Origin of the sequence: Jiangella anatolica, assembly GCF_003236295.1 — a bacterium.
In the GTDB taxonomy this organism is placed as follows: domain Bacteria; phylum Actinomycetota; class Actinomycetes; order Jiangellales; family Jiangellaceae; genus Jiangella; species Jiangella anatolica.
In genome coordinates this window covers 35,353-55,682 of the sequence record NZ_POTW01000018.1, presented here as the reverse complement: position 1 = coordinate 55,682, position 20,330 = coordinate 35,353, and the positions used below count along the sequence as shown (strand labels likewise).

The window sequence follows — 20,330 nt, the reverse complement described above, 5'->3', positions numbered from 1 at the left end:
CGCCTTCGTCGGGTTGGGTCGGCGAGGTGAGCGATCTGGATCCGATGACGCTGGTCGACCGGGCCGACGGGCTGGCCGAGGCCGGCCGCGAGGACGAGGCCCGGGCGCTGTTCGCGCAGGCGATCGCGTCGGGCGTGCCGGCGGCCGTGTCGGAGTCGAAGGCGCTGCTCGGCGTCCTGGTGATGTCGTCGGGCGACGCCGACGGCGGGCGGGCGCTGATCGACGAGGGCGTCGCGGCCGCGTCGCCGCCGGACAACGGGCGGGCGCTGACGGTGCTCGGCCGCGTCCTGCAACACCTCGGCGACGACGACGGCGCGGAGGCCGCGTGGCGGGCGGCGGCGACGTCGGGGCATCCGGACCGCGCGCCCGAGGCCGGCCTGCTGCTGGCCGAGCTGCTGCTGTCTCGCTCGGACGTCGACGGCGCGCGAGCGGCGTTCCAGCAGGTCATCGACTCCAGGCACGTGCTGTACGCGCCGAAGGCCGCGCACGACCTCGGGCTGGAGCTGCTCTACACCGCTCGCGACCGGCAGGGCGCCTACACGGCGTGGAAGTCCGCCGTCGACTCCGGCCATCCCGAGTACGGCCCGCTCGCCGGCGTGCACCTGGGCAAGCTGCTGCACGAGGGCGGCGACACCGACAGCGCCCGCCGGGTCTGGCAGCGGGTGGCCGACTCGCGGCATCCGGTAGTCGCCTCCGAGGCGAAGCAGAACCTGCGGCTCACCGCGCCGCCGAAGAAAAGTTGGCTCCGCCGGCGGTCGTGATGTCGAAATGAGGTCCCCGCGTTCGTGGCAGGGGTGAGGGACGCCCGCGAGGGGCGCCACGACGAGAGGGAACCACATCATGAGGCTGACCATCACCACGCACGTGTCCGTCGACGGCGTGATGCAGGGGCTCGGCGGGGCCGACGAGGACCGCCGGGGCGGCTTCGAGCGCGGCGGCTGGGCGCTGCCGCTGTTCGGCGGCGAGGGCAAGGGGTACCTGGAGCAGATCTTCGCTCGCGCCGACGCCTTCCTGCTCGGCCGGCGGACGTACGAGATCTTCGCCGGCTCCTGGGGGACGTGGGCCGACCCGGGCGACAGCCCGATCTGGACGGCGCTGAACACCCGGCCCAAGTACGTCACGTCGGCCACGCTCACCGACCCCGCCTGGGCGAACACCACTGTGGTGCCCGGCGACGTCGCGTCGATCCGGGAGCTGAAGGCCCGGCCCGGCGGCGAGCTGGAGGTGCACGGCAGCGGCGAACTGGCCCGCTGGCTGCTCGAGCACCGGCTGGTCGACGAGATCACGCTGCTGACCTACCCCGTGGTCGTCGGCCAGGGGCAGCGGCTGTTCCCGGAGTCCGGCCCGGACGCGGCGCTGGAGCTGGCCGAGTCGCGCGCCTTCTCCAACGGCATCACCGCGCACGTCTACCGACCGGCCGGCCGGCCGCAGTACGCGGGGAGCTGATCATGAAGCTCACGGCTACGATCCAGGTCAGCGTCGACGGCGTGATGCAGGCCAACGGCGGCACACATCCCGACCTCGACCCCGGGTTCGAGCGCGGCGGCTGGGCTTTGCCGCTGTTCGACGACGAGGCGCACGGCTACGTCGACGAGGTGTACGAGCGCGCCGACGCGTTCCTGTTCGGCCGGCGGACCTACGAGTTCTTCGCCGGCACCTGGGGCGCGATCGAGCAGATGGCGGACAGCCGCATCGGACGGGCGCTGAACACGCGGCGCAAGTACGTCGCGTCCTCCACGCTCACCGACCCGGGATGGGCGCCCGCGACCGTCGTGTCCGGAGCGGCCGCCGTCCGTGAGCTGGCGGCCGCGCCGGGCGGGGAGCTGCAGGTGCACGGCAGTGGCGCCCTGACACGATGGCTGCTCGCGAACGACCTCGTCGACGAGCTGAACCTGCTCGTCGTCCCGGTGATCGTCGGCCGGGGCACGCGGCTGCTCCCGGCCGACGGCCCGCGGCTCGCGCTGGACCTGGTCGAGTCGCGCGCCTTCCCGAAGGGCATCACGCTCCAGATGTACCGGCCGGCTCGTGGTTGACTCGGTCCACGCGCATCCGGATCGAGACCCTTGGAGGTCGCAGTGGGACTGGCTGTCCTGGACATGTCGATGTCGGTCGACGGCTACGTCGCGGGACCGAACGACGACGACCCGAACAACCCCGGCGGCGACGGATTCACGTTGCACGATTGGGGCCTCACACCGGAGGGCGGGTTCCAGGAGACGGGGCCGGCGGGCGAGCTGATGGGCGAGATCCTCGCGGCCGGCGCGGTGGTGTCGGGCCGGCGCACCGCGGAGCACGCCGAGCACTGGGGCGGTGTCCACCACGGTGACGGCGTCCGCGTCTTCGTGCTCAGCCACCGGCCCGCACCCCCGGCCGTCGCGGACTACCCGCTGATCACCTACGTGACCGACGGCATCGAGAGCGCGATGGCGCAGGCGAAGGCCGCCGCCGGCGACCGGAACGTGCACGTGATCGGCGCCCGCACCGCGCAGGCAGCACTCGAGGCGGGAGTGCTGGACGTGATCCAGCTCCACCTCGTCCCGGTCCTGTTCGGCGGCGGCCGGCGGTTGATCGACCTGCTGCCGGCGCGCGTGCAGCTGGAGATCGAACGGGTCATCGACACGCCGGAGGCCACTCACCTGCGCTACCGCGTCCGCCACTGAGGACGAGCACGGTGGCCACCGATCAGGTTTCCGCGCCGTGGCCGTCTGTATGTGTGAGATCGACTCACGAGAGGCTGGCACGATGCGGAAACTGATCTTCGCCATGAATGTGACCCTGGACGGCTACACCGCCGCGCCCGGCGACGACCTCGGCTGGAGTGGGGGTGGTGATGGACCGGACTCGTCGTCGAGCGACGAGCTGTTCCAGTTCTGGTCCGACCGGGTGGCGACGACGGGCCTGGCGCTGTACGGGCGCAAGCTGTGGGAGGCGATGAGTTCCCACTGGCCGACCGCCGACCAGCGGCCCGGCGCCACACCGGCGGAGATCGAGTTCGCCGACCGCTGGCGGGACCTGCCGAAGGTGGTGTTCTCCTCGACGATCGACAAGGTCGACTGGAACACCCGCCTGGTCACCGGCGACGCGGTCGCCGAGATCGCCCGGCTCAAGGCCGAGGACGGCGGCTCGATGGACATCGTGGGCGCCACACTCGCCGCGGCGGCCATGCGAGCCGGGCTGATCGACGAGTACGTGCTGGTCACCTATCCGGTGCTGGTGGGCGGCGGCACGCCGTTCTTCACCGCGCTGGACAGCTGGGTGAACCTGAACCTGGTCCAGACACGAGCATTTCCCGGCGGTGTCCTGCTGACCCACTACGAGACGAAGCGCTGAGGGAACCTGCCCCCGGCGCCCGTGGCGCTGCGGTCACAGTGCCGGGGGCAGGTCCAGCCATGGTTGGCCGGTGGCGTCGAACCCGGTGAGCTCGGCGATCTTCCCGTCGACGATGTGCAGGACCGCGATGGCGAACAGCCGGTACTCCGGGTCGTCGGGGGTGCGCAGGTACAGCGCGGCGGCAGGCATGCGGTTGACCGTCGTGGTGATCCCGCGCCAGTCGTCGTGGCCACGCTGGAACAGCCCACCGGAGACCCAGCCGTCCACCGCCTCCTTGGCCGTCAGCCTCACGGTGCCCATCTCGGGCAGCATCGCGAAGCTCAGGTCGTCGCGCAGCAGCGACATGAGCGCGTCGAGGTCGTTGCGCTCGTGGGCGTCGATGTAGGACTTCACCACGCCGCGCTCGTCGCTCGACAGCTCGTGGGTGGCGGGGCTGCGCCAGTCCAGGCGGCGGCCGGGCAGTTGCTCGCGCATCGTCACGCGCGCCCGCTGCAGTGCGCTGGTCACCGACGCGACCGTCAGCTCCAGGACCTCGGCGGCCTTCGACGCCGGCCAGCCGAGGACATCGCGCAGGATGAACACCGCCCGCTGCCGCGGCGGCAGGTGCTGGACGGCGACGATGAACGCCAGCTCGATCGTCTCCCGCGCCACCACCGATTCCTGCGGGTCCTCGGGGAGCATCCGGTCCGGGTACGGCTGCAGGTACAGCACCTCGGAGGCGGAGTCCGGCAGCTCGGACGGCACGGGTGTGCGGTTGTTGCGCTTGTCCAGGAAGTCGAGGCAGACGTTAGTCGCGATCCGGTACAGCCAGGTCCGCAGCGCGGCATGGCCCTTGAACGACTCGCGCTTGTTCCACGCTCGCAGGAACGTCTCCTGCGTCATGTCCTGGGCGTCCTCGTAGTTCGCGAGCATCCGGTAGCAGTGCACCTGCAGCTCACGCCGGTGGCGCTCGGTGACGAGCGCGAACCGCGCCGGATCGCCGGAGCGGAGCGCCGCGATGAACCCGGCCTCGTCGGCGCCCAGCGCTCCAGCGTCGGTCATGGTCAGCAATCCTTCCACCGGTACGAGAGGGCCACCAGAACTGACGACGCGGCAGCGGATTTCTGATCGGTCAGCTTGCGTACTGCGGGCGCCCGGCCGGCCGGTAGACCTGGAGCGTGATGCCTTTCGGGAAGGCCCGCGACTCGACCAGGTCCAGCGCCAGGTCCGGCCCGTCGTCGGGGAACAATCGCGTCCCCTGGCCGACGACCACCGGGACGACGAGCAGGTTCAGCTCGTCGACGAGGCCGTTGGCGAGCAGCCACCGGATCAGGGCGCCGCTGCCGTGCACCTGCAGTTCCCCTCCGGGCCTGGCCCTCAGCTCCGCGACGGCGGCTGCGAGGTCACCGGACAGGACGGTCGATCCGGCCCACGCCGGGTCGGTGAGCGTGGTCGACGCCACGTACTTGGGCTTGGTGTTCAGCGCGCCCACGATGGGGTTCTCGAGATCCTTCCGCACGCCCCAGTAGCCGGCGAAGAGGTCGTAGGTCCGCCGGCCGAACAGGAACGCGTCGGCGCGCTGGTAGGCCTGGTCGACGAATGTCATGGCCTCGTCGTCGAACAGCGGCCGGGCCCAGCCGGCCCGCTCGAATCCGTCGCGGTTCTGGCTCTGCGCGCCGTTCCCCTCCATCACCCCGTCGACCGAGACCTGCGTGTTGGTGATCAACTTCATGATCGTGCTTCCCTTCTCGTTGCGACATAGCTGCGGAAGACGAGGCCCATGCGCACCGTCCCGTCGGGCCGTGTTCGTGCTGCGAAGAACGACTGCAGCGCCGCCTCCACGGCCGCGCGGCCGGAGTGCCGGATCGCCGCGGTGACCGGGCCGGCCGGCACCTGGGCGGCGATCGCGTCATCCACGTCGTCGAAGTGGACGTCGAACGCGATGTCGGCGGTCGTCACGGTGGTGAACCCGGCATCGAGCAGCGCGTCGCGAGTTGCGTCCGCGTCGGCGAGGTCGAGGGTGCTGCTGTCGGGCACGTCGCCGCGGCGCGCGAGCGGGTTGATCAGCGCGGCGCTCTCGGCCTGTTCGGGCCCGGCGCCGACCGTCAGCACCGCCCGGCCCGACGGAGCGGTGAGGCGTGCGATCTCGGCGATCGCGCGGCGCGGGTCGGCGGCGTAGACCACGGAGTTGAACGCGGTGACCACGTCGAAGGCGTCGTCGTCGAACGGCATGCGCTGGAGCTCGCCGACGACGTACGTGGCCTCCGGGCGCCGGCCGCGTGCGTATTCGATCAGTCCGGACGCCGCGTCCAGCCCGGTGACCTCGGCGCCGGCCCGAGCGGCCAGCTCGGCGAACAGGCCCGCGCCGCAGCCCGCGTCGAGGAGCCGCGTCGCCGGGGCGAGGCGCAGGCGGTCGAGGACATCGTCGTACAGCGGCCGTATCCGTCCCTCCGCGCTCTGCGCCCAGGCGAGCGGATCGGTGCTCCAGAGCTCGCTCTGCATGGTGGCGGAGGCGCTCATCGAGTCGGCCATGCCGGAACCGTATGGCCGGACCCTCGGCCCGCTCTTGAACAAACCGGGCGTCCTTCTCGCGGCAGCGCGCCGGGCGCGGCAGACTGGCCATATGACTGGCGAGGACTTTCCCGCGCCCGCCGCCGACGCGCAGAGCCACGTCGAACGCGCGCCCGCCCCGGCGCTGCGCGACCTCGCCTCCTCGATCTGGGTCCAGCAGATCGGCCGCGACGCCGAGCCGTATCCGCACCGTCGCATCCCCAACGGCGCCGTCGACCTCGTCTGCCGGGTGGGCTCGGCGCCGCAGGTCGTCGGGCCACTCACCGATCCGCTGGTCGAGACGCTCCAGCCCGGGACCACCGTGGTCGGCGTGCGCCTCGTGCCGGGAGCCTTCCCGGCGCTCGCCGGGCGGCCCGCGTCGGAGGTCGCCGGCCTCGTGGTGGACGCCGAAGACCTCTGGGGCCGCTCGGCGGCCGCGCTCGGTGAGGCGGTCGGCACCGCGGCCTCGCCTCGCGAGGCGCTCGCCGCCATGCAGCGCCACGTGCACGAGCGGGCCGGCGCCGGTCGGCCTCACGACCCGCTCGTGCACGAGGCGGTGCGCGGTCTCCTGCCCTGGCGCTCGGCCGGTGTGACGTCGCTGAGCACATCGCTGGGCATCTCCGAGACGCAGCTGCGGCGCCGCTTCCGCACCGCCGTCGGACTCGCGCCGAAAGCGCTGCACCGGATGCTGCGGTTCCAGCGCTTCCTCGCCCTCGCCCAGAAGGCGATCGGCCAGGGCCGGGCCCCGACCGGCGACAGCCTCGCGGCACTGGCCTTGCGCGTCGGCTACGCCGACCAGTCCCACCTCACCCGCGAGTGCGTCCGCCTCACCGGCGTCTCGCCGCGGGTGTTCCTCGCGGAGACGCAGCGGACCTGCGCCTGCGGCCACGATCACTCGGCATCGTTCATGCCCGTGCTGCGCGCCGAGACGGCGGTCTAGAACATTCGTTCGAATCAGGGTAGCGTGGTCGGCATGAGCGTTGCCTTCCAAGCCTCCTTGCTCGACGACGTCGGCGGCGCGGCGCTCGGCCCGCTCGGCGGCGTCGTCGAGCGGACCGAGCTGACCCGCGGCGCCTGGGTCGACGTCCGGCGCGGGTGGGTGAGCGGGTCGGACCAGCTGTTCACCCGGCTGGTCGACGTCGTGCCATGGCGGGCCGAGCGGCGCACCATGTACGAGCGGGTGGTCGACGTGCCGCGGCTGGTGCGTTTCTACGGCGACGGCGAGCCGCTGCCCGACTCGCTGCTCGTCGAGGCGCGGCAGTCGCTGACCCGGCACTACGCCGCCGAGCTGGGCGAGCCGTTCACCACCGCCGGCATGTGCTTCTATCGCGACGGCCGCGACAGCGTCGCCTGGCACGGCGACACGATCGGGCGCAGCCGTACCGAGGACACGATGGTCGCGATCATGTCGCTGGGCGCGCCGCGGTCGCTGCTGCTGCGCCAGCGCGGCGGCGGCAGCGCGACGCTGCGGTTCGCCGTCGGCCACGGCGACCTGCTCGTGATGGGCGGGTCGTGCCAGCGGACCTGGGAGCACGCGGTGCCGAAGACGGCGAAGCCGGTCGGGCCGCGCATCAGCGTCCAGTTCCGCCCCACCGGCGTCCGCTAGCTGGCCCATGATCATCAATGATCCAACCCCTTATGAGTGGTTGGATCATTGATGATCATGGGAGCGGGTCAGAGCCAGCCGCGGCGGGCGGCCTGGATGCCGGCCTGGAACCGGTTCGTCGCCTCCAGCTGGTCGAACAGGCGACGCGTCCGCCGCCGCATGGTGCGCGTGGACATGCCGAGCTGGCGGGCGATCGCGTTGTCCGTCAGCCCGGCCGCCAGCAGCCGGACCAGCTCGCGGTCGTGGTCGGGCGCCTCGTCGTCGGCGGGGGAGCCGAGCGGCGTCGCGCGGGCCCAGTAGACCTCGAACAGCTCGATCAGCGCGTCCAGCAGCGTCGACTCGCGGATCACCAGCCCCTGGGCGTGTCCGAGCTCCATCGACAACGGCAGCAGCGCGGTCCGCCGGTCGGCGATGGCCAGCTTCAGCGGCAGCCCGGGCAGCACCCGGCCCTGCTCGCCGCGGCGGGTGAGCTCGTCGATCTCGTCCATCGCGCCGGGGATCTCCAGCGCCTCGGGCGCGTAGATCGCCCGCCAGCGCACGCCGTTGTCCAGCCGCACCGGCTCGACCGGGTTGACGGCGGCCAGGACGTACGGCGGGCGGTCCAGCACCATCATCTCCTCGCGCACCTGGTGCTGCAGCCGCACGAACCAGCGGCCCTGCTCCTCCGGGCCGTTGAGCAGCTCGATCGTGCTGCCGGCGCCCTCCTGCCGGCGGGCGGCGTGGAACAGCGACGCGAGCGCGAGGGCCGAGCCGCGCACCCGCTCCAGCTCGCCGGCCCGTTCCCGGATCAGCGCCTCCAGCGCCGACTCGGGGTCGACGGCGGTGTAGCGGCGGCGCCGGCCGGACATCCGGACGACGAGGCCGAGGGCTCTGAGCCGGCCGCACGCACGGTCGACCCGGCTCTCCGGCTGGCCGAGCCGAGCCGCGAGCGCCGACGGGGTCGCGTCGGCGCAGGTCAGCAGCTCGCGGTAGACGTCCTCGTCGAACGGGCCGAGGCCGACGGAGGCGAGCTCGGTGGTCATGGCCGCATTGTGCCACCGGCCGCAACCGGCCAGCCACACCCATTGATACACAAAGTCACAACCACTACGAATGTCGGAAACCGTGGCGACCCCCTGGCCACGGTCTGACCTCGGGAGCATGATGATTGCTCGACGACTCCGCGCCGGATCCGGCGCCGCCCTGGCCGTCGCCCTCGCCGCCGCGGGCCTGACCCCGCTGATCGCCGAGGCGGCCGCCGAACCGGGCGAGCAGGCCCGCGTCATCGTGCTCATGGCCGCACCCGGCCCCGCCGAGCTGGCCGCGCAGCAGGACGACCCCACCGCGCGGCGCGCCGCAGTCCGCGCCCAGGACGCCATGCTCGCCGCCGCCGGCGACGCGGGCATCGAGGCCGAGGTCGAGCACGAGTTCACCGGGCTGGTCCACGCCGTCGCGCTCACCGTCGACACCGCAGACGTCGAGCAGCTGAAGGAGCTGCCCGGTGTCGCCGACGTGGTCCCGGACCAGCGGGTCCGCGCCGCCACCGACGTCAGCGTGCCGCTCATCGGCGCGCCCGAGGTGTGGGACCGGCCCGACCCCGGCGGCACGGACGCCGACGGCACCGGCACGATCGTCGCCGTCATCGACACCGGCGTCGACTACACGAACCCCTCGCTGGGCGGCGGGTTCGGCGACGGGCACAAGGTCGTCGCCGGGCACGACTTCGTCAACGGCGACGCGGACCCGATGGACGACAACGGCCACGGCACCCACGTCGCCGGCATCGTCGCCGGGACGGGCGAGGGCCGGGCCGCCGTCACCGGTGTCGCGCCGGGCGCGCTGATCACCGCGTACAAGGTGCTCGACGGCTGGGGCGCGGGCTACGAGTCCGACATCATCGCGGGGCTCGAGGCGGCGGTCGACCCGGCGAACCCGTACCGCGCCGACGTCGTCAACCTCAGCCTCGGCGGGCCCGGCGACGGCACCGACCCGCTCGGCCTGGCCGCGACCGCCGCGACCGAGGCCGGCGTCGTGGTCGTCGCGGCGGCCGGCAACTCCGGCCCCGGCGAGCAGACCATCGGCAGCCCCGCGCTGGCCGACGGGGTGCTGTCGGTCGGCGCGTCCGCCAGCGGCCTGGCGCTCCCGTCGGCCCGGGTGACGGCGCCGCGGGACGAGCCGCTGGACACGTTCCGTGCGCCGTTCTCCGCCCCGGCGCCGACGACGCCCGTCACCGGCGAGCTGGTCGACGTCGGCGAGGGCACGGAGGCCGACTACGACCGGGTCGGCGACGTCACCGGCAAGGTCGTCGCCTACCAGCAGAACCTGCCGGGCAACCTCGCCGACGTCGCGCCGTACCTGATCGAGCAGGCCCGGCTGGCCGAGGAGCGCGGCGCGCTGGCGATGCTCGCCTACCCGCTGGGCGGCGGCGGCCCGGTGGTGTTCTCCGATCCCGCAGCTGCGGAGAACGCCGCCGAGCCCGGCGTCGTCGACGTCCCGCTGACGCCGCTCGACACCAACCCCGGCGACAGCTTCCGAATGGAGCGGATCGTCGTCATGGGGCTGCTGGAGCTGGAGTGGGACCAGCTGCGTCGCGACCTCGCCGCCGGCCCCGTGCACGTCGAGATCTCCGGCGAGGACGTCACCGACCGGATCGCCTCGTTCAGCTCGCGCGGCCCGGCGCCGGACTTCGACCTGGAGCCCGACGTCGTCGCGCCCGGCGTGGAGATCCGCTCCACCTGGCCGCTGGAGTTCTGGGCGCCCGGCGTCTACCGGATCTCCGGCACCAGCATGGCCGCGCCGCACGTGGCGGGCGCGGCGGCGCTGCTGCGCCAGCTCCGTCCGGAGGAGTCCGCCGACGACGTCACCGGGCGGCTGACCGGCTCCGCGGTCGCGGTCGAGGGGACCGGCCCGACGACGTCAGGCGCCGGCCGGGTGGACGTCGCGGCCGCCGCGGACAGCCCCCTGATCGCCGCGCCGACGTCGGTGTCGCTCGGCCTGGCCGACCTCTCCGGACCGACGGTCGGCGGCACCGGCACGACGACGCTGCGCAACCCCGGCGCCGCCGACGTCACCGTCACCCTCGCGGCGCACAGCGCGCCGGGCAGCCCCGGCACCGCCACCGTCACGCCGCACCAGGCGACGATCCCGGCCGGCGGCGAGCTGACGGTGACGGTCGCCGTCGCCGCGGACACGCCCGACCAGGACGCCGACCTCGCCGGCTGGGTCGTCGCGACCACCGGCGACGGCGCGACCGTCCGCGTCCCGTACTTGCTCGCCGTCCGCCACCTGGTCGTCCAGACGTCGCCGGACCCCAGCGACGGGACGACGGCGGCCTACATCTGGAGCCCGGCGCCGCTGGCCGCAGCCCCGACGGTGACGGTCACGCCGCCGCGCGGCCGTCCGGTCACCGTCACCGCGGAGCACGAGTACGACTCCTGGTACCGGGCCGAGCTCACCGGGTCGCGGGTCGGCGCCTACGCGGTCGCCGTCACCGCGGGGACCGACCAGGGGACGCGGCTGGCCGGGACCGCGTCGTTCGAGGTCACCCCGGTTCCGAGCGACTCGGGCAACCCGGCGTCGTGGCAGCCGATCGGCCCGAACATGGCCGGCGGCCCGATCAGCACGACCCCCGCGGACCCGGACGCCGCCGCCGTCACCCAGTACGCGAAGGGCGGCCCCTGGACCACCGACGACGCCGGCGCGACCTGGCGGCAGCACAACCGGCTGCCGGTCCCGGCCGGCAGCGGGAACGACAACCTGATCATCTCCGCCGACGACCCGGACACCATGTGGTACGCCGTCAACTCGGCGACCGGCCTGGACTGGGGGATCATCCTCGACAACACCTACCTGGGCCGGATCCTGCGCACCGACGACGGCGGCGAGACCTGGCGGCAGCTCGACGTCCCCGACGCGCACACGATCGCGCTGCTCAGCGACCCGGGGACGAACGTCCTCGTCGCGGTGCGGCCGGACACGCTGCTGGTCAGCCGCGACGGCGGCGAGAGCTGGGACGGCTACCCGAACCAGGCCGGCGCGCAGCTCACCGGCGCCGCCGTCAGCGGCGACGACCTGTACCTGTCCGGCTACGACGCGATCTGGGCGGTCCGCGGCATCATGTCCGGCGACCCGACCGGCACCGCGACCGTCCACGAGGTGACCGAGGGCTACGTCGAGGGCCTCGCCGCCGACGACACCGTCGTCGCCGCGCTGATCGACGACGTCGTCGTCGGCTCGCGCGACGGCGGCGGCAGCTGGGCCGAGCTGTACCCGGTGCCCGACGGCGGCGCGCTCGACATCACCCTCAGCGGCGACGTCATGATGGTGACGACCTACCGCGACGTCCAGCACGTCAGCCGCGACGGCGGCGCGACCTGGGCCGTGCTGCCCGAGCCGATCGAGGGCGCCGTCGAGGACGACGCCGTGGCGTGGGCCGGCGGTCTGCTGTGGTCGTCGCCGGGCGCCGGGCTGTTCCAGGCCGACGACGACGGGTCGGACCCGCGGCGCATCGGCGTCCAGGGCGGCACCGTCTACGACCTGGAGATCGCCGACGGCGCCGACGGCCGGCCGCGGCTGCTGGCCGGCACCGACGCCGACGTCTACGCGACCGACCTGCCGACCCGGCCGAAGCTGCCCGAGGGCGGCGCCGAGTGGGGGCTGTCGGGCTGGGAGGCCTACGTCGGCACCCGGATCGGCCAGCTCGCCGCCGACCCGCGGGACCCGTCGACGGTGTGGAAGATCCGCAAGGACGCGCTGTCGGAGTTCTGGGTGTACCGCAGCACCGACGGCGGCCGGGAGTGGGAGCTGCGCGGCCGCACCAACGAGGTGCCGCTGGACCTCGTCGTCGGCGAGGACGACTCCGACCGGGTCGCGGTCGCGTTCTGGAGCCTCGGCGGCGCCGGCCTCTACGTCACCGAGGACGGCGGCGAGACCTGGCGTAAGCGCTTCCACGACCAGTTGATCACCGACGTCGCCACCGATCCGGAGCACCCGGACCGGCTCTGGCTGGCCGGCCCGGACGGCCTGTTCCGCAGCGACGACTTCGGCATCACCGCCGAGAAGGTCGCCGACGGCGAGGTCGTCACGGTCGAGGTCGGCGGCGGCCGGGTGATCGCGGCCGGCGGGACGATCCGGGTCAGCGAGGACGACGGCGCGACCTGGCGCGACGCGGACACCGGCGGGCTCGCGATGCGGGTCGGCGAGCTGCTGGTGTCGCCGTCGGACCCGGACACCTGGTACGCCGCGACCGGCTCGTTCACCGCGAACGGCCTGGTCAAGGGCGGTCGCGGGGTGCTGCGCAGCACCGACGGCGGGCGCACCTGGGTGAACGTGTCCGGCGGGCTGCAGAACCTGTCGGTCGTCTCGCTGGAGATCAGCCCGGACGGCCGCTGGCTCTACGCCGGCACCGAGAACGGTGGCGTGCACCGGGTCCGGATCCGGTAACCGCGAGCGCGGGTGGGACGACGGCGACGGCGCCGCGACGCCGTCAGCCGTCGTCCCACTCGTCGCGCAGCTCCTTGCGCAGCACGTCGGCCTGCACCATCAGCGCGCCGAGCAGCTCCTCGCGGTTGAGCCGGTTGGTCGTGCGGTACGACCACGCCGGTCGCCCGTCCGCGTCGAGCACCTTGATCAGCACGAACGCCTCGATGGCCGTCTCGCCCGGCGCGAGCGGGTGCAGCTCCAGCCCGCTGAGCACCTGGGCGACCGGGACGCGCTCGTCGCCGACGGAATCGGGATCGCTGTCCATGGAGGACATCCAAACATTCGCGGCCTCGGCTGGGATGCGTACCTCGGCCGGCATCCCCCTGAGCGGCCCGGTCAGGGGTGACCCCGAGATGTCCCTGAGTCGGCCCTGAAACCACCCTTGAACTGCTGTTTCTCCGTCCGTGACCCCCGTAGCGTGGCGCCCATGATCACAGCGGAACGGCTGACGAAACGCTACGGAGACACGACGGCGGTCGACGCGATCGACTTCACGGTCCGGCCCGGCTCCGTCACCGGGTTCCTCGGCCCGAACGGCGCCGGGAAGTCCACGACGATGCGCATGGTGATGGGCCTGGACCACCCGTCCGGTGGCCGGGTCACCGTCAACGGCCGTGCCTACCGCGACCTCCCCGCGCCGCTGCACGAGGTCGGCGCGCTGCTGGAGGCCAAGGCGATCCACGGCGGCCGCACCGCCTACAACCACCTGCTGTGGCTGGCCAAGACCAACGGCATCCCGCGCCGCCGCGTCAACGAGGTGATCGGCATGGTCGGGCTGGAGGCCGTCGCGCACAAGCGGTCCGGCGGGTTCTCCCTCGGCATGGGCCAGCGGCTCGGCATCGCCGCCGCGCTGCTCGGCGACCCCGGCGTGCTGCTGTTCGACGAGCCGGTCAACGGCCTCGACCCCGAGGGCATCCGGTGGATCCGGACCCTCATCCGGTCGCTGGCCGCCGAGGGCCGGACGGTGTTCGTGTCCAGCCACCTGATGTCGGAGATGGCGCTGACCGCGGACCACCTGCTGGTGATCGGGCGCGGCCAGATCATCGCCGACACCGACATGGCCGACTTCATCGCCCGCAACTCCGCCGCGCACGTCCGCGTCCGCTCGCCGCAGTCCGGCGTGCTGGCCGAGGCGCTGCGCGACCGCGGCTGGCGGCTGGGCCGGGCCGACGACGGCGCGCTCACCGTCGAGGGCGCGACGCCGGAGCAGATCGGCGACGTCGCCGGCTCCCGCGGCCTCTACCTGCACGAGCTGAGCGTCGTCAGCGCGTCGCTCGAGGACGCGTTCATGCGCCTCACCGCCGACAGCGTCGAGTACCACGCCCGTACCGAACAGCCCATCCCCGCCGGAGTGTGACCGCCATGAGCACTTCCTCCACCCTGACCGCCCCCGCCTCGCCGCCGGCCCACCGCGCCGACGTCGGCCGGCCCCGGCTCACCTTCGGCCGCATCCTCGACGCCGAGTGGACGAAGATCCGCACCGTCCGCTCCACCGTCTGGACGCTCACCTCACTGTTCGTCCTCAGCGTCGGCCTGACGGCGCTGATCTGCTTCGCCGCCGCCGGCGAGCTGTCCCAGGATGCCGCCGACGAACCGATCGGCGCGTTCGCCACCTGGGGCCTGATGTTCGGCCAGATCGCCGCGCTCGTGCTCGGCATCCTGGTCGCGAGCGCCGAGTACTCCAGCGGCATGATCCGCACGACGCTCGCCGCGGCGCCACGCCGCTGGTCGGTGCTGGCCGCCAAGGCGACGGTGCTCGCCGGCCTGCTGCTGGTCCTGGGCGCCATCACGTCGACGGCCGCGATCCTGGCCGGCAACTTCTTCCTCGACCGCGAGGGGATCGGGCTGTCGCTGTCCGACCCCGACGTGCTGCGGACGATGGCCGGCGGCGGCCTCTACCTCGCCGTGCTGGGCCTGTTCGGCCTGGGTCTGGGCCTGCTGATGCGGCACACCGCCGGCGCCGTCACCGTCGGCATCGCGCTGATCTTCGTCGTCGGCAACCTGGTCGGCCTCATCCCCGGCGCGGCCGGCGAGTGGCTGACGAAGCTGATGCCGGGCAACGCCGGCACGACGATGGCGACCGTCGAGTCGTTCAACCCCGACCTGCTCGGGCCGTGGACCGGGATCGGCGTGTTCGCCGGCGAGGCGGCGCTGCTGTTGCTGATCGCGGGCTGGCTGTTCTCCAAGCGGGACGCGTAGGCGCACCTGAAACCCGGGTGCGGGGCGGCGGTCGCGTCGGTTTCAATACCGGCGTGACCGCCTTCCGTCTGCCCGCGAAGCTCTCGGAGTTCGCCGCCGGCGGTCAGGAGCCACGGCTGACGGCGTGGGCGGCGACGCTGCCGTCGGTCGTGCCGGCGCTGGTGGCGCGGTGGGGATTGACCGTGGGCACGGCGTACGAGCCGGGCGGGCAGTGCTCGTGGGTCGCGCCGGCGACGACCGCCGCCGGTGACGCCGTCGTGCTGAAGGTCGGCTTCCGGCACTCCGAGGCCGAGCACGAGGCCGACGGGCTGCGGTTCTGGGCCGGCGACGGCGCCGTGCGGGTGTTCGACGACGCGACGTTCGACGACACGAGCGCGCTGCTGCTGGAGCGGGCCGAGCCGGGAACGTTGCTGGCCAGGGCGCTGCCGCCGCTCGAGCAGGACGTCGTGCTGGCCGGGCTGCTGCGCCGGCTCTGGCGCCGTCCACCCGACGGTCATCCGTTCCGGACGCTGGCCTCGATGTGCGACGCGTGGGCGGCCGAGTTCGACGCGAAGCTCTCGTCGGCGCCGGCGGGCTGGGACCGCGGGCTGCTGCGCGAGGGCATCGCGCTGTACCGCGAGCTGCCCCGCACCACCGCCGACGAGGTCGTGCTCTGCACCGACCTGCATCCGGAGAACGTCGTCGCGGCCCGGCGCGAGCCGTGGCTGGTCATCGACCCGAAGCCGTACGTCGGCGATCGCACCTACGACGCGACCCAGCACATGCTGAACATGGACCGTTTGCTGACCGACCCGGCCGGGCTGTCGGACCGGATGGCGTCGTTGCTGGACCTGGAGCCGGCCCGGCTGCGGCAGTGGATGTTCGCGCGCTGCGTGCAGGGGTGCCCGGACTGGACCGAGCTGTACGACGTGGCGGTCACGCTAGCGCGGTCGTGACGGCGTCGAGGACGGCCGGCCAGGCTCGAGACTTGGGGTCGATGAGCGCGAAGTGCTCGACCCTGCGCAGCTCGGTGAGCGGCGCGCCGGTCGCGGCGGCGTAGCGGCGGCTGAAGCTGGGCGGGACGTGCCGGTCGTCGGCGCCGTGCAGCAGGACGACTGGGCTGGCCGGCGGGATGAGTCGCATCGGATCGGTGACGGCGTAGCGGCGAGCCCGGATGTCCGGATCGCCGCCGAGGAGCTCCAGCGCCGCGCTGTGGTCGAGGTCCAGCCGGGCGGCCGCCGCGAGGTCGAGCACGCCGGCGAGCGAGACGACGCCGGTCGGCCTCGCCGTCCCGTCGGCGACGTGCCAGCGGGAGCCCGGCCGAAGCCGGTGCCGCGACGCCGCCCAGACGGCCAGGTGGGCGCCGGCGGAGTGCCCGACGTGGACGACGCGGGCGGTGTCGACGATCTGCCCGTACCGCTCGGCGACGGCACTCGCGACCAGCGCCGGCACGGTGTCCAGCGCCAGCGCGACGTCGTCGAACGTCGCCGGCCAGCCGCCGCCCGCGCCGATGCGCCGGTACTCGATCGCGGCGACGGCGTACCCGGCCGCCGCGAGCCCGGCGCACTGGGGCCGCGTGTGCCGCCGGTCGTACTCGGCCCGCCAGAAGCCGCCGTGGACGATGACGGCGAGCGGCACGCCCGGGCTGACGTCGGGAGCACCCCCGCGGAACTCGTGCCTCGCCCCGTCGAATCCGCGCCCGGGTCCCGCGGGCAGCCAGACGTCCGCGACCTGATCGGGCAGCGGGCCGTACGCGACCGTCAGCCGCGGCGGGGGAGCGGCCCGGGTCAGCACCTCGCGCGGATCACGCCTGCGCCGCATCGCCGCCCAGTTCCCGCCGCATGACGCAGCGCGGCCGCCGGCCGCTGGTCGCGTCGGTATCGGCGACCCGGGTGAACCCGGCCCGCTCGAACATCCCGGACGTCCCGACGTAGGCCAGCGACGTGCTGACGCGGGCGCCGCCGGTCTCGATCGGGTAGCCCTCCAGCGCCGGCGCGCCGTGCGCCGCCGCGAAGTCCGCCGCCGCGTGCAGCAGCTCCTCGGCCAGCCCGCGTCGCCGGTAGCCCGTCCGCACCACGAAGCAGACCACCGACCAGACCGGGAGGTCGTCCACCGGGTGGATCGTCGTCGAGCGCACCAGCCGCCCCATCGCCGACCGCGGCCCGACGTTGCACCAGCCGGCCGGTTCGCCGTCGACGTAGGCGATCAGGCCGGGCGGCGGGTCGGCGGCGACCAGCTCGTGCAGCCGGTCCTCGCGGTCCGCCCCCGGGAGCCGGCCGAACTCGCCCGACGGCAGCCGCCAGGCCAGGCACCAGCATGCCTCGCCGCCCTCGCTGCGCGGCGCGAGCAGGACCCGCAGGTCGTCCCAGCGCTGCGGCGTGGCCGGGTGGATCCGCACGTCCGCGGCGACATCGGCCCTCATACCGGCAGTCTGGCGCATGCCACCGGCAACGCCAGCGCGTTACCCTTGCGAAGGACCCGCATTTCGCCGACGATCCCGAGGACTCCAGCGACGTGTTCGCCACGCTCTCCGACCGCCTGACCGCGACCTTCAAGAACCTGCGCGGCAAGGGCAAGCTCTCCGACGCCGACATCGACGCCACCGCCCGCGAGATCCGCGTCGCGCTGCTGGAGGCCGACGTCGCGCTGCCGGTCGTCAAGGACTTCATCGCGGCGGTCCGCGAGCGCGCCAAGGGCGAGGAGGTCTCGCAGGCGCTCAACCCGGCCCAGCAGATGATCACGATCGTCAACGACGAGCTGGTCCGGATCCTGGGCGGCGAGACGCGCCGGTTGCGCTTCGCCAAGCAGCCGCCGACGGTCATCATGCTCGCGGGTCTGCAGGGTGCGGGTAAGACCACGCTGGCGGGCAAGCTCGCGCTCTGGCTGAAGGAGCAGGGCAAGCAGCCGCTGCTCGTCGCCGCCGACCTGCAGCGGCCCAACGCGGTCACCCAGCTGCAGGTGGTCGGCGAGCGGGCCGGGGTCGCGGTGTGGGCGCCGGAGCCGGGCAACGGCGTGGGCGACCCGGTCTCCGTCGCGCGGTCCAGCATCGAGCACGCCACCAGCAAGCTCTATGACGTCGTCGTCGTCGACACCGCCGGCCGGCTGGGCGTCGACGAGGAGCTGATGAAGCAGGCCGCGGACATCCGCGACGCCGTCAGCCCGGACGAGACGCTGTTCGTCGTCGACGCCATGATCGGCCAGGACGCCGTCACCACCGCGCTGGCCTTCCAGGACGGCGTCGGCTTCGACGGCGTCGTGCTCACCAAGCTCGACGGCGACGCCCGCGGTGGCGCCGCCCTCTCCGTCGCGTCGGTGACGGGCAAGCCGGTGATGTTCGCGTCGGCCGGCGAGAAGCTCACCGACTTCGACGTGTTCCACCCCGAGCGGATGGCCTCGCGCATCCTCGACCTCGGCGACATGCTCACGCTCATCGAGCAGGCGCAGCGGGCGTTCGACGCCGACCAGGCCGAGGAGATGGCCCGCAAGCTGCAGGCCAAGGGCGGCAAGGACTTCACCTTCGACGACTTCCTGCAGCAGATGCAGGCGATCAAGAAGATGGGCTCGTTCAAGAGCCTGCTCGGCATGTTGCCCGGCGCCGGCCAGATGCGCGAGGCGCTGGAGTCGTTCGACGAGCGCGAGCTGGATCGCGTCCAGGCCATCGTCCACTCGATGACCCCGGCCGAGCGCGACAACCCGAAGATCCTCAACGGCTCGCGCCGGGCCCGCATCGCGAAGGGCTCCGGGCGCCAGGTCAGCGAGGTCAACCAGCTCGTCGAGCGGTTCTTCATGGCCCGCGAGATGATGAGCCAGGCCGCGCGGGGCAAGCTCGGCGGCCTCGCCGGGATGCCGGGCATGCCCGGCATGGCCGGCGGCATCCCCGGGTTGCCCGGCATGGGGGGCAAGAAGAGCAAGGGCAAGCAGCCGAAGCAGGGCAAGAAGGGCAAGCGCGGCGCCCGCTCGGGCAACCCGGCCAAGCGCGCGGCACAGCTCGCGGCCGCCGACGAGAAGCGCACCGCCGAGCCGCAGCCCGGTCAGCTGCCGTCCGCGTTCGGCGGCGACGCGGCAGAGGGCGACGGCAACTTCGAGCTGCCCGACGACATCGCGCAGTTCCTCAAGCGGCGGTGACGCTCTCGTCCGCCTTGCACCTGCGCGGCGTCGTGCTGCCCGAGGCAGAGCACCGCGACGTGTGGGTGCGGGACGGCGTCGTCACCTACGACCCGGTCCCCGGCGCGGCCGATGTCGGGACCGGCTGGATCCTGCCCGGCCTGGTCGACCTGCACTGCCACGTCGGTCTCGACGCCGGCGGGGCCGTCCCCGACGACGTCGCCGAGCAGCAGGCGCTGACCGACCGCGACACCGGCGTCCTGCTCATCCGCGACGCCGGCTCGCCCGCCGACACCCGCTGGATCGACACACGTTCCGATCTTCCGAAGATCGTGCGCGCCGGTCGGCACCTGGCCCGCACCAAGCGCTACCTGCGCAACTTCGGCTGGGAGATCGAGCCCGAGGACCTCGTCGCCTACGTCGAGCAGGAGGCCCGCCGCGGCGACGGCTGGGTCAAGCTGGTCGGCGACTGGATCGACCGGGAGAAGGGCGACCTGTCGCCGTGCTGGCCGCGGTGGGCGCTGGACGCCGCGATCGCGCGGGCGCACGAGCTGGGGGCGCGGGTGACGGCGCACGTCTTCGGTGAGGACGCGCTGCCGGACCTGCTCGGCGCCGGGATCGACGGCATCGAGCACGGGACGGGGCTGTCGCCGGACCTCCTGTCGCTGATGGCGTCGCGCGGCGTGTCGCTGGTGCCGACGCTGGTGAACATCGCCAACTTCCCGAAGTTCGCCGATCAGGGGGCGGGGAGGTTCCCGGGGTACGCGTCGCACATGCGGTCGCTGCACGCGCGGCGCTACCAGAACGTGCGCGACGCGTTCGACGCCGGTGTGCCGGTGTTCGCCGGGACCGACGCGGGCGGGCAGCTGCCGCATGGGCTGATCGCCCGCGAGGTCCTGGAGTTCGTCGCCGCCGGGATCCCTGCTGCCGATGCCGTTGCGGCGGCGTCGTGGAAGGCGCGGTCGTACCTGCTGGGTGGCAGTGGGCGGCTGGACGAGGGCGCCGTCGCGGATCTGTGCGTGTACGCCGCCGACCCCCGAGTGGACCCGTCGACGCTCCTCGACCCCGTGCGCATCGTCCTGAACGGCCGCGTCGTCCGCTGACGCCCGGCCGGCCGGGCTCA

The 20,330-nt window shown here is 73.4% G+C and carries 20 protein-coding genes; 13 read left to right on the top strand and 7 right to left on the bottom strand.

The genetic code is table 11. The features are described 5' to 3' along the window. The first annotated feature begins 26 nt into the window (after window positions 1-26). From C1I92_RS09860 to C1I92_RS09840, 5 genes are all read left to right on the top strand, one after another. Entirely contained in the window at window positions 27-761 is a 735-nt protein-coding gene (locus C1I92_RS09860) for a tetratricopeptide repeat protein (protein ID WP_158564065.1), read from the top strand. 79 nt (window positions 762-840) lie between these two features. Next, window positions 841-1,446 carry a dihydrofolate reductase family protein gene (locus C1I92_RS09855; protein ID WP_111254488.1) on the top strand — a complete coding sequence of 202 codons (606 nt, stop codon included), beginning with the start codon at window positions 841-843 and terminating at the stop codon, window positions 1,444-1,446. 2 nt (window positions 1,447-1,448) lie between these two features. Next, window positions 1,449-2,033, top strand: a complete 585-nt coding sequence (locus C1I92_RS09850) for a dihydrofolate reductase family protein (RefSeq protein ID WP_111254487.1) — start codon at window positions 1,449-1,451, stop codon at window positions 2,031-2,033. A 42-nt stretch (window positions 2,034-2,075) separates the two neighbouring features. Then, entirely contained in the window at window positions 2,076-2,660 is a 585-nt protein-coding gene (locus C1I92_RS09845; RefSeq protein WP_111254486.1) for a dihydrofolate reductase family protein, read from the top strand. Window positions 2,661-2,742: 82 nt separating this feature from the next. Further along, window positions 2,743-3,330, top strand: coding sequence for a dihydrofolate reductase family protein (locus tag C1I92_RS09840; RefSeq protein WP_111254485.1), 588 nt, complete (start codon window positions 2,743-2,745; stop codon window positions 3,328-3,330). 33 nt (window positions 3,331-3,363) lie between these two features. Here the strand turns inward: C1I92_RS09840 and C1I92_RS09835 are convergent, their stop codons facing one another. From C1I92_RS09835 to C1I92_RS09825, 3 genes are all read right to left on the bottom strand, one after another. Then, on the bottom strand, window positions 3,364-4,371 hold the full coding sequence (locus tag C1I92_RS09835) for an RNA polymerase subunit sigma-70 (RefSeq protein ID WP_111254484.1): 1,008 nt from the start codon (window positions 4,369-4,371) through the stop codon (window positions 3,364-3,366). A gap of 70 nt (window positions 4,372-4,441) precedes the next feature. Next, entirely contained in the window at window positions 4,442-5,041 is a 600-nt protein-coding gene (locus tag C1I92_RS09830) for a dihydrofolate reductase family protein (RefSeq protein ID WP_111254483.1), read from the bottom strand. Further along, window positions 5,038-5,841, bottom strand: a complete 804-nt coding sequence (locus C1I92_RS09825) for a class I SAM-dependent methyltransferase (protein WP_158564064.1) — start codon at window positions 5,839-5,841, stop codon at window positions 5,038-5,040. Before C1I92_RS09825 ends, C1I92_RS09830 begins: the two co-directional genes overlap by 4 nt. A 91-nt stretch (window positions 5,842-5,932) precedes the next feature. Between C1I92_RS09825 and C1I92_RS09820 the strand changes: the two genes are divergently transcribed. Further along, window positions 5,933-6,799 carry a helix-turn-helix domain-containing protein gene (locus C1I92_RS09820; protein WP_111254481.1) on the top strand — a complete coding sequence of 289 codons (867 nt, stop codon included), beginning with the start codon at window positions 5,933-5,935 and terminating at the stop codon, window positions 6,797-6,799. 33 nt (window positions 6,800-6,832) lie between these two features. Continuing rightward, the gene (locus C1I92_RS09815) at window positions 6,833-7,465 is read left to right on the top strand and encodes an alpha-ketoglutarate-dependent dioxygenase AlkB (protein ID WP_111254526.1); all 633 of its coding nucleotides are present in this window, start codon (window positions 6,833-6,835) and stop codon (window positions 7,463-7,465) included. A gap of 68 nt (window positions 7,466-7,533) precedes the next feature. Here the strand turns inward: C1I92_RS09815 and C1I92_RS09810 are convergent, their stop codons facing one another. Further along, on the bottom strand, window positions 7,534-8,487 hold the full coding sequence (locus C1I92_RS09810; RefSeq protein ID WP_111254480.1) for a helix-turn-helix domain-containing protein: 954 nt from the start codon (window positions 8,485-8,487) through the stop codon (window positions 7,534-7,536). Window positions 8,488-8,608: 121 nt separating this feature from the next. Here C1I92_RS09810 and C1I92_RS35245 point away from each other — a divergent pair, with 121 nt between their 5' ends. Then, on the top strand, window positions 8,609-12,886 hold the full coding sequence (locus tag C1I92_RS35245) for a S8 family serine peptidase (RefSeq protein WP_158564063.1): 4,278 nt from the start codon (window positions 8,609-8,611) through the stop codon (window positions 12,884-12,886). A 43-nt stretch (window positions 12,887-12,929) separates the two neighbouring features. Here the strand turns inward: C1I92_RS35245 and C1I92_RS09800 are convergent, their stop codons facing one another. Further along, window positions 12,930-13,190 carry a hypothetical protein gene (locus C1I92_RS09800; RefSeq protein WP_111254478.1) on the bottom strand — a complete coding sequence of 87 codons (261 nt, stop codon included), beginning with the start codon at window positions 13,188-13,190 and terminating at the stop codon, window positions 12,930-12,932. 162 nt (window positions 13,191-13,352) lie between these two features. On the opposite strand from C1I92_RS09800, the gene C1I92_RS09795 reads away from it, so the two are divergent. From C1I92_RS09795 to C1I92_RS09785, 3 genes are read left to right on the top strand one after another with little or no spacing between them, the layout of a single operon-like run. Next, on the top strand, window positions 13,353-14,282 hold the full coding sequence (locus tag C1I92_RS09795) for an ABC transporter ATP-binding protein (protein WP_111254477.1): 930 nt from the start codon (window positions 13,353-13,355) through the stop codon (window positions 14,280-14,282). 5 nt (window positions 14,283-14,287) lie between these two features. After that, on the top strand, window positions 14,288-15,124 hold the full coding sequence (locus C1I92_RS09790) for an ABC transporter permease (RefSeq protein ID WP_111254525.1): 837 nt from the start codon (window positions 14,288-14,290) through the stop codon (window positions 15,122-15,124). A gap of 53 nt (window positions 15,125-15,177) precedes the next feature. Further along, the gene (locus C1I92_RS09785; RefSeq protein ID WP_158564062.1) at window positions 15,178-16,059 is read left to right on the top strand and encodes an aminoglycoside phosphotransferase family protein; all 882 of its coding nucleotides are present in this window, start codon (window positions 15,178-15,180) and stop codon (window positions 16,057-16,059) included. Here C1I92_RS09785 and C1I92_RS09780 read toward each other — a convergent pair. Both C1I92_RS09780 and C1I92_RS09775 read right to left on the bottom strand, forming a co-directional pair. Then, the gene (locus tag C1I92_RS09780; protein ID WP_111254475.1) at window positions 16,040-16,924 is read right to left on the bottom strand and encodes an alpha/beta hydrolase; all 885 of its coding nucleotides are present in this window, start codon (window positions 16,922-16,924) and stop codon (window positions 16,040-16,042) included. The genes C1I92_RS09785 and C1I92_RS09780 overlap by 20 nt on opposite strands. Then, window positions 16,908-17,525 (bottom strand): GNAT family N-acetyltransferase, encoded by a 618-nt coding sequence (locus C1I92_RS09775; RefSeq protein ID WP_111254474.1) that lies wholly within the window; start codon window positions 17,523-17,525, stop codon window positions 16,908-16,910. The genes C1I92_RS09780 and C1I92_RS09775 overlap by 17 nt, the downstream gene beginning before the upstream one ends. 92 nt (window positions 17,526-17,617) lie before the next feature. Between C1I92_RS09775 and ffh the strand changes: the two genes are divergently transcribed. Further along, window positions 17,618-19,228 carry a signal recognition particle protein gene (ffh, locus tag C1I92_RS09770; protein WP_111254473.1) on the top strand — a complete coding sequence of 537 codons (1,611 nt, stop codon included), beginning with the start codon at window positions 17,618-17,620 and terminating at the stop codon, window positions 19,226-19,228. Then, a complete protein-coding gene (locus C1I92_RS09765) occupies window positions 19,225-20,310 on the top strand; it encodes an amidohydrolase family protein (protein WP_111254472.1) in 1,086 nt (361 codons plus the stop codon). Before ffh ends, C1I92_RS09765 begins: the two co-directional genes overlap by 4 nt. Window positions 20,311-20,330 lie beyond the last annotated feature (20 nt).